This window comes from Roseivivax sp. (genome assembly GCF_054552075.1).
This window is the reverse complement of record NZ_JBTOLZ010000016.1, coordinates 92,212-101,341: the sequence shown is the minus strand read 5'-3', so window position 1 is coordinate 101,341 and position 9,130 is coordinate 92,212. Positions and strand designations below refer to the sequence as shown.

At 62.8% G+C, this 9,130-nt stretch carries 5 protein-coding genes and 1 pseudogene; 3 read left to right on the top strand and 3 right to left on the bottom strand.

Features of this window, described 5'->3' with window-relative positions; translation table 11 throughout:
• The 3 genes and pseudogenes from ACX938_RS13120 to ACX938_RS13110 all read left to right on the top strand — a co-directional run.
• Positions 1–270: pseudogene (locus ACX938_RS13120) on the top strand (hypothetical protein); the annotation flags it as partial.
• Positions 271–300: 30 nt separating this feature from the next.
• Complete coding sequence (locus tag ACX938_RS13115; protein ID WP_459431393.1) at positions 301–2,385, top strand: tyrosine-type recombinase/integrase; 2,085 nt, start codon at positions 301–303, stop codon at positions 2,383–2,385.
• A gap of 29 nt (positions 2,386–2,414) precedes the next feature.
• The gene (locus ACX938_RS13110) at positions 2,415–3,719 is read left to right on the top strand and encodes a site-specific integrase (protein WP_459431392.1); all 1,305 of its coding nucleotides are present in this window, start codon (positions 2,415–2,417) and stop codon (positions 3,717–3,719) included.
• 400 nt (positions 3,720–4,119) lie between these two features.
• On the opposite strand, the gene ACX938_RS13105 is transcribed toward ACX938_RS13110, so the two are convergent.
• Genes ACX938_RS13105 through ACX938_RS13095 form a run of 3 tightly spaced genes read right to left on the bottom strand, consistent with a single transcriptional unit; the run spans position 4,120 to position 8,486 of the window.
• Positions 4,120–4,689 carry a hypothetical protein gene (locus tag ACX938_RS13105; protein ID WP_459431391.1) on the bottom strand — a complete coding sequence of 190 codons (570 nt, stop codon included), beginning with the start codon at positions 4,687–4,689 and terminating at the stop codon, positions 4,120–4,122.
• Complete coding sequence (locus ACX938_RS13100; RefSeq protein ID WP_459431390.1) at positions 4,679–5,083, bottom strand: hypothetical protein; 405 nt, start codon at positions 5,081–5,083, stop codon at positions 4,679–4,681. The genes ACX938_RS13105 and ACX938_RS13100 overlap by 11 nt, the downstream gene beginning before the upstream one ends.
• Positions 5,070–8,486, bottom strand: a complete 3,417-nt coding sequence (locus ACX938_RS13095; protein ID WP_459431389.1) for a caspase family protein — start codon at positions 8,484–8,486, stop codon at positions 5,070–5,072. The genes ACX938_RS13100 and ACX938_RS13095 overlap by 14 nt, the downstream gene beginning before the upstream one ends.
• Positions 8,487–9,130 lie beyond the last annotated feature (644 nt).

The window sequence follows — 9,130 nt, the reverse complement described above, 5'->3', positions numbered from 1 at the left end:
GGCGGTCTTCACGCCCGCTTCCTGCTCCCGCAGGATCGCGATGATCTGCTCTTCGCTGAACTTCGATCTCTTCATCTTCCGGTCCTCTTATTGGGCCGGACTCTATCATCAGATGGAGGGAAAATCGGGGGTCACAGCACACCGAATGGACTGGTCAAGCTGCAAGCAGTCAAGCTGGGGAAATCCTGGACGATCAAGGACGAGTGGCTGGCGGTCTTCGAGCTTCGCGTCCGGCCCGAGCCTGGGAGGCCGGACCTCGATCTCGAATGACACCACCCAGTACCTGACAAGGAAATCCCGATGGCACTCAACGCCTTGCTCCGAACCTATCTCGCCGCCTCTGGCGAAAGCATGCGGTCGCTCTCACTGCGCGCTGGCCTGAACCCGAAAGCGGTCAGTGATATCCTGAACATCCAAGGACTGAAACCACGCCATGCAACCTTGGCCGCCCTGTCCGAGGCAACCGGCCAGGACCTGTTCGTGGCTGTGGGTGAGACACGTGTGACCTATGCGGACCTGATTGCAACGGCGTTCAAGACAGATCAGCGTGCGCTGGTGTCGAAACTGCGCTGGCTCTGCCGCAAAGCGGGCTGGACACCCGAGTTGCGGGCGGTCTGCAAGCAAGATGTGATCGACTTCTTTGACGCGAACACTGCGGCGCGGTTCAATCTTTCCGAAGGCAGCTATGCAACCTACCGCTGGGCCCTCATCAAGGCAGTCGGCCGCGGCGAGGCGCGCCGACGAAAACGACGGATTGACGATACTGCCGGGGTCTATCGTGACGTCCACCAAGCGATCAAGGACAGTACGCTCCCGGAGTCGGCACGCCTGTCTGCGGGGTCCTTTCTGCTGTTCTTACATGACGCGGACATCGCCCCGGGCGAGATCAGCACCGCGGTCCTCGGCGATTACTACAACCATAGGATCGCGGTTTCGCCAAAAAGCGAAGCGCGGTGCGAAAAGCATGTGCGCGAGATCGCAACTCTGCTCAAGCGTCTGGCATCCGATACGGAATTCTCCTCATTCGGGTTCGTCGCGGCCGCGCATCCGTTCGCCGATGCACGCAACAGATACGGTGTCGCTGAGGAAGTGATTGCACCGCTGATGGTGGAGTTTGACGGGCGTGTCGCGCCCTGGGCTCTCGGACAGATGTCACGAGACGGAAAGACGCGTGAAGACTTCATCGCCGAACTCGATGCCAGGGACGACGAGGAGCCCGTTGCAGACAAGAAAGCATTGCTTCGGGCCAAACGCAAACAAACGGCTCAGCGTCCGGGGCAACCCGAGCATAGTTGCGGGAACGCCCGAAACGATGCCATCCGGAAAGCCGGGTTTCTCGTTGGAAAGGGCAAATGGAGCGAAGAAACCCTGAAGAAGCGGCGCGGCTACGTGACTTCAATCGCCAAAGCCCTTTCGGCATCAGTTGGAATTGTGCCCGATTCCATCGAGGAACTGACAGATCCGGAATTCCTGGAAGCAGCGACGCAAACACTCAAGGAGGCAAATCAGAGCGAATTTCCGAGTTCCTATGTCACCACAGTACTGAAATCGATCCGCAAGATCGCCCAGGATTATCAATGCCGGCCGGTGGACGATCTGCGATTGATCGACGATTTGATCAAGCTGCACGAAGCGGGCCTCAAAGGAATTTCTCCACGCAACAAGGCGAAACTGCGGCAATTTAACGAAGTCAGGATCAAAAGAACGATCAATCTGAGTGGCGAGATCCTCAACGAGGTGAACAGGACAATCGAACAAAGGCGAGCCTCCTGGCGGAAGCGCCATGGCTTCCTGCCAAAACCTGTCGAGGTCGTCGACGCCGAACTCGCTCGTGACATCATGTCGGCGTTGGCCCACGACATCCTCTTGTCGCGCGCGCCTCGGAGCGCGAACGTGCTGAAAGCGCGCATCGACTGGATCGCCTGGCAGGACGACCGGGCCCGGATCGTCGTTCCCTCATCTATGGTGAAGATGCGTGAGGCGGGCGACGCTGATCTGACCATCGTTCTTGCTCGCTCTACGAGCCGGCTGCTCCATACCTACCTACAAACGCTTCGGCCGGCACTGGTGAAGGACCAGGAGCCCGCCAATCCCTACCTATTCCCGGGTCAGGGATCGACGAACCAAGACGGTCACTACGGTGCCCTTCTCAAGCGTGTCACCCGGATTCTGCACCGGAGGGTTGGCGTGATGATCCATCCCCATCTCTACCGGCATCTGGTCGGCTGGATTTGGTTGAAGGAAAGCCTCGACAACCTTCCGAAGGTGCAGAAGCTGCTTGGTCACAAGCGCATCGAGACGACGATCGAATTCTACGCAGAGCTCGATGACGATCTCATCTCGAACGAATGGCTTGCTGTCCTTGACCGTAGCAAGGCGGCTTGAAAATTGAACCATTACAAGGAAGTCAGATCATGAATGCTCACCTAACGCTGTTGCGCGACATGCGAGCCGCGGAACCGCACTCCGGGGTCCCGCAGCAAGGTGAACTCGCAACCCATCTGCAGGACCGGTTTGCCGCTGTCGGAAAATCCGCATGGGCGGAGTTTGCGCACGCGCAACGTGTGGCCGCCGAGATTTGGGGTGCCGAAGCCACCGCGCATTTCGGGCAGGTGCTCCGCGCCGCCCGTGTCTCTGCGAAAACGAAGCGCAAAACCGACTGGCAACTTGCCGAGGAAGCGATTGGCCCCCTGCCACGTCCATGGCGTGAAGCGTTGCGTGACCACGGGGAGCTGTCAAATCGCGGCGAACGCGTGAAAGGCGCACGGATATGGAGCGCAGCGCATCTGCGCAACGTCGCGCTGGCACTGGAGCGGTGGGCAGATCATTGCAATGTCACGGGACTGCCGTCGACACCCAATGGGGCAAACCTCGATGCATATGCGCGGGCCGTGGCCGATCGCGCCACGGCCCGCACCGCGGCAGACTATACCGCACGCATCCTTTCCGGGTTCTCGATCATCGCACCTGGCTTCGCCTCGGAGGCGTGTGATTTTGTCGCCCAAGACTGGAAAGAACGCGCCGCAAAAGAGGGCAGTTCTACGAAGACCGGTGCACAACTGGTCGGCGCGCGTCGCATCTATGATCTTGGGTTTGAGCTCATGGACGCCGCCCGTGCGAGACCTGTCAGAGGTTCACAGGCCGCAAAGGAATTCCGCAACGGCCTTCTGTTGACCCTGGCGACCGCCCTGCCCCAGCGCGCACGCGCCATGTCGGCCTTGGCATCTGGCACGACGCTCCAATTGATCGGAGATCACACCATTCGGATTTGGCTGCCCGCACGGCTCCTGAAGCTTCCCGAGGACCAGAAAAACGGCGAGCCGTTCGAGCGCCTACTGACCAGTCGGGAACTCTACGAGGCGATCGAGGAATATTTGGAGAAATTCCGGTCGATCTTCGACGATGGCACTTTCCTGTTTCCGTCATCGCTCAACCGCGGTGAAGCAGTCACCGAAAAGCATCTCGGGCGGCTTGCGGGCGATCTGACAGAGCGGGCCTTCGGCGTCCGTGTATCGCTGCATCGCCTGCGCGACAACGTGGCGACGGACGCCAGCGAGTGCCTCCCCGCCGGCGGACGGAAGGCCGCGAGTCTCCTCGGCCACAAGGACGAGCGGACAACGCAGCGCCACTACGATCATTCGCAAGGGGTTGCCGTTGCTCAGGAGTTCATCGATCTTGTCGAAAAGGGCCGAGCTTCCATGCCCGAGTTGGCCCTGTAAGAGCCTTCAGCGAACACTTCCGCTCGCCACCGCAGGGCGCTGAAAATGCTGCATTTTCCGAAGCGTGTTGAAAATGGGGGGCAATCACCCCCATGGGGTGATGATGGGGCGTTTTCAACAAAATCCCTCCTTCGCCGGAACCTCCGCAACACGCTGTTCGTAATGAAGTCGTCGCTTAACAAGCATAATGGTCTGCACTCGGCCCATTGCCGACATTTAATCCCGGCTCTGGATTCAGCAGCGCGGCCCGCCGAAGCCGACGTTCGCAGCGCTTTCGCTACTTGGAAAAGGCACATGGGCGGCGGTGTGGACAATCCGACATCTCGCTGCGTTTAGCGTTAAGGTCAGCGCCGGGCAAGATAAGCGTTGCAAAACGTTCCAATCGATTTACCGGTTTAACTTACGGGACGTCGATCAAGTCGAGGCCGTCTGCAAATTCCGCTTCCGTTTCACGCCTTTCAGAAATCGGGGCCGCAAAGGTTAGCCTGAAACTTCGCATCGGGCCCTCAAAGAATGCCAGAGTCGCTCTGCGGTCGCAAAGGTCCGTCTCGACGCAGATTGCGAGTCGCTGAAAGAAGTACACGACGTCCTCGAAAGCGCGCTGAACCTCGTGGTCGGCCATGAGTTCTCGGGTGGCACGCGCATAGAGCGCGGCCCGCATCGTTTCATCCGCTCGCGCCGCTTCGAGATCGGCTCGCGGCACCTCGTCGAGCCGCGCTGCAACGCGGTTGTCGAGCAAGCGGAAGGCATCGAGATAGCGCGTACCGCCGTTATTCGCACCTTCCCAGACGTCGAGCAGAGCCAGCGTTGCTTCGGCCTGGGCTGCGTCGCGCCTCTGCGCCAGTTCGAAGTAGGCAACGATCAGGCCGGCGATGCCGCCAAGAACCGCGAACACTGTGAAAAGGCCGGCCAGCCCGTCCCAGACCGATATCGGCACTCCGAAGAAGCTCCGCTCGGGTTCATCCGCCATCGCAGGCCTCGAAGAGGTCGAACGCGACGGACGGGTCGAACGGGCCGTCATGCGCGGCGATCAGGTCTCGCAGGCAGAGGGCGAGAGGCCGATCGAGAATGTAGACCGACTTGACCTGCGCTTCAGCAGCCGCGGGCGGGAGTGCGCCCATTTCAAGCAGCCCGCCGCGGCGGCCCGCCGTCCCGCTATCCGCGAAGCAGCCTGCGAGGTTCACCTGCTGTCGACCTGCAGGCGCGGTGTCGAGCGCCTCCATGAGTGCGTCGAAGTTCTCGGTGAAACAGGCAGCGTAACCTTCGGTGAGTTCGACGACCTCGTCGCAAATGAAGCATTCGGCCGATGCCCGCGCTGCCCCGAATGCAAGGAGCGCAGCAAGCGCGAGATTAGAAAAGCGCATGGTCACCCACCACGCGCGAGCGGGTCATCCACGGCACCTGCTGCCCGCCGCTCTGGCCTTCGACGATCCGGCGCACGCCTTGCGCCAACTCCGAAGCTTCGATGCGCCCGTTACCATCGACGTCATGAATGCCGCGCTCGCCCACGAGCACGCGCTCGAGCGCGACGGTAAAGAGGCCGCCGCCCACCTCGGGTGCCTCGATCGATTGCTGACGTCCCTTCGAGGCCGCCAGGACCGTCAAGTTCGCCGGCAGCCCAGCGAGACCGCCGACTGCACCATCGTTCGTCGCAAAGAGCCCGGTGCCAGCTGCGCCCGAATGGCACGCGTCGATCAGCACCGTCACGCGTGCCGGGGTGTTGGCAATGTGTGCCGCGATCTCTGACCAGGGCAGGCCTGTCGCATCCAGCCGATCCGGGTTCGTGCCCGAGAGGGCGAGGTGGAACCGCCCATCTGCGTCCGTCAGGCCGTGGCCGGCGAAAAAAAGTACTGCGTGATCGCCTTTTCCCAGACCTGCCAGTGTCTCGTTCACGGCCGCGAGTACAGCGGCTGAGTCCGCACGGCGGCCGCCGATGAAGCGCGGCATTTCGTAGGATGGCACCCCATCGGGCAGCGCTGACATGGCCCGCATCAGCCGGTCGGCATCTGCCTTGGCGTAGTTAAGATCTGGCAGGCGCGGATCAGTGTAACGATCTACGGCCACGGCGAGTACGCGTCGCGTCCCTCCCACGGGCCCGGGGCCCAGATCGGCTGTCACAGCGTTGCTCGACAGCCCTTGGGCTGTCACCGCAACCACGGCCGCGTGTCGCGTGCCCGGCAGCCGGCCGGCCACTACGCTCAACCGGTCTCCCTTGATCGCGAAGGTTTCCGTTAGGATGCCATCCTGATGCAGGTGCAACGCGACGGCGCCGCGCGGGGCGGGTAGACGCGCCTCCAGCGTGATACGATCTCCTTCGGCCGTCATCGTCGCCGTGAGCTCGGGCGGCACCGGCACAGCGGGCGCGCCCGGCGTCTGCCCCCCCAGCACCTGCTGCGCGAGGCCGGGCGCGTAGAGGACCGGATCGAACCGGTCGAGGCTGAACTGCCCGTCGAGCCCCGGGAAGCGCAGGTCAATAGTGGCGGCCGCCTCGGCGGTCGCGTCGAAGCGATAGTCCTCGGTCCAGACTGCAACCTCGTCATCCACGATGCGCCCAGCCAGTACCGTAGCGCCGTCGATGATGCGATGGACGTAGAACCCACCGTCGCGATTGAGCTGCAAGACATGTGCGTGGTCGGAAGTAAGGAAAGCGTCTGACAAAAGGTCGCCAGAGGGCAGTCCGCGCCACATGCGCCGAATCTCGCGCGCATCGCTGTCGAATACCGCGATGCCGCCGTTCTCCGGCGTGAACAGAAGCAACGTCCGGTCGTAGAGCCGCGAGTCAACGGGCACCTCGTGGAACTGCGGCAGACGGTTGTTGCCCATGTAGGAGAACGCCATCGCACTCAGCTCTTCAAGTTTGGCGGGTTGTGGGGCCGAGAGATCGGCCACGAACAGAAAGCTGGCTCCTCGCAGGCTCCCCAACGTCGCGCCCGCCGTGCATTCCGCACGACCGACCAGGATCGCTCCATCAGGAGCGTCGATCAGATCGAGTTCAAGAATTGTCTCCGGAAGGGCCAGTGCGCCCGGCGCAGCGAACACGGTCTGATTGGTGATGTCAGCCTCAGCACCCGTCAAGTAGGTGAAACAGTTGACAGACGCATTGTAGTTCGCACGGGGTTCCGGCACGAGGTCGAAGCGCCAATTATAGGCGGCACCGACCGCTGCGAGGCGTTGCTCGATCGCATGCACGTCAGCTGCAGTGCGCTTCATACGGTTCCGGTTGTCGATATGCTGAACCTCCCCCCCCGCGAGCGGCGCATCCGACAGGCCGGGCAGGACATTGAGTCCGATGCGCTCGAATGCGCCGACCTCTGTGCCCCCGACCCCGCGCAAAAGGGACGCCAACTCCTGCGGCGCCTCCTTGGCCGGGCGGGGGATCGGAGCGGCCAGGTCGATCACAGGCCGCGGCATGCGCGCGCCTCCAGGCAGAGAAAGTCCGTTTGCGACCGCGATGGGCGCAACCGTCCCAAGGCTGTGCGCCGTGACCGCCTGAAGGGGTGCCGTCATGTATCCGGTGGTGGCATAGCCGTTACCCTTCTCTTCATAAGTCAGCGGGCCACCCTGGACCGGTCCAAACCAATGGCCCTGTGTGCCGCGAACCGCAAAGATCCCATTTTCCAAATCGAAAGAGATATGCGTATTCCCCGTGTTCGCCAAGCAACAGCTCGGGCCGGTGATCTGGTTGTCGACCAGCAAACGCTCGGCGAACGGGAATGCAACATCGACTTTCCCCCAAGGCCGTGAAGAGCCCACAAGCACGGTGTCGCCCGAACTCCAGCGAAGCGTCTCACGCTCTGCACGAAGTTGCGTGACGACGACGCCGTCCAAGACGTCGATCACCGAGTGGACTCCATCTTCCGCGACAGTGACAAACCGGCCCTTAGGTGACAGCGCTGCGTCGCGCCCGGCCCTCTCCACGATCTCGGTGCCGTCGGATAGTACTGAGACGCGCAGCCGCGCGGAGCCCACCTCAATACGCCTGTCGTGCGTAGGCAGATCGAGCCGGTGCGTCAGATCCTGACGGCCAAGATCGGTGCCGATCACCAATTCGGCCGGCGCCGGTGTGACCTCGATCACTGCCTCTCGGCGCGCCACTTCCGCCTCCTCACCGCAGCCGGGCAGCCACGTCACGAGCGAGAGTGTGACCGGCAACGGCCCCGCGCGTAGCGGACGCAACATGACCTCGCCTCCTCGCCCAGCACCCCGCGCCCACAACGCCACAAGTGCGCGCGTCTCGCCCGATCCGGCCGCGATGCCGAACGGGTTCGGCGCATCCGGGCCCAGCGGGATCGCGCCCCCGCCAACGAAGCGTGCGGCGGCGGGCGTGCGCACCATTACCCAAACCGGCAGACGCTCTACGAGGTCGTTGCCCGACCAGTCGAACGTCAGCGCCTCGCCGGCGGTCGTTGGGCCTTCGGGGATCGACAGCGTCATCGCCTCGGCAAGGCGCGCGAGATCGGCTCGCTCCGCCGCGCAGGACCGAGCCGTCGGTGCGGCCAGAAACCTCAAGCGCGCGGCGTGCAATTCGGGCGTGTCCCGATCGCGCCAGCGCGCCGCTTCGTCCACCCGCGGTAACGGGCCCCGCGTGGGCGGTGGGATCATCGCTACGTTCGGGCCTGTGCGGATGCCGGAAGAGGCCCCTTGGTATGCGACCATGCGCCCGCCACCAGATTTCAGGAAGCATACGTTCCCATCGACGGCGTTGTGGGTAAAGGCTCCGCAGTTCTCGGTGGCGAGGCAAAGCGCGGCGCAGGCGTCTTGTGTCATGTCGCGCAGTAGCGGGTCGTCCAGTCCCGATCTTATGTCCCCCCCCCCAAAGATCGGCGTTCGACGTGACGGTGAACGCGCGTCGCCCAAGATCCAGATTGGAGGCGTCCAACTCGACTTGATTCTCGTTGGAACGGCGCTCAAACGCATCCCAGACCTCGGCGGTCCGAACCGCCGGCGCCTCCGGCACCGCGCGGGTGCATCCAGCCAAGAGAGTTGAGAGCGCTCGCGACGATCCTGTAAGCGACAGGTCCAATCGCCCGCCGGTCAGGTCGAGACGCAGCCGGGAGCCGCCCCGGATGGCCTCGAAGATGGGCGCATTGTTTTTAAGGTCGAGCAACGCGGACAAAAAGCCCGGCGAGCCCGAGAACCTCCCCGATCCCACCAAGCGCCCATCCACCGCGATCCGTCCCAGCCCGGGTCGTAGACCGGCGCCGTTCGCAACAAGGCTGATCTGACCGTTTGGGGCACAGGAGAGGCGCACACAGCTGCTCGGTTCGGAGACGGTGCAGATACGCGCTTCGGCATGGTTCCCTTCCCAGCGATCCGTCTGGGCGTCTGCGGGTGGGGCAAAAAGCGCTCCAGTCACAGCCAGTGCTAAAGCCAATCCACCAAACCTATATAGCCTCATGGCTTCTGCCCCT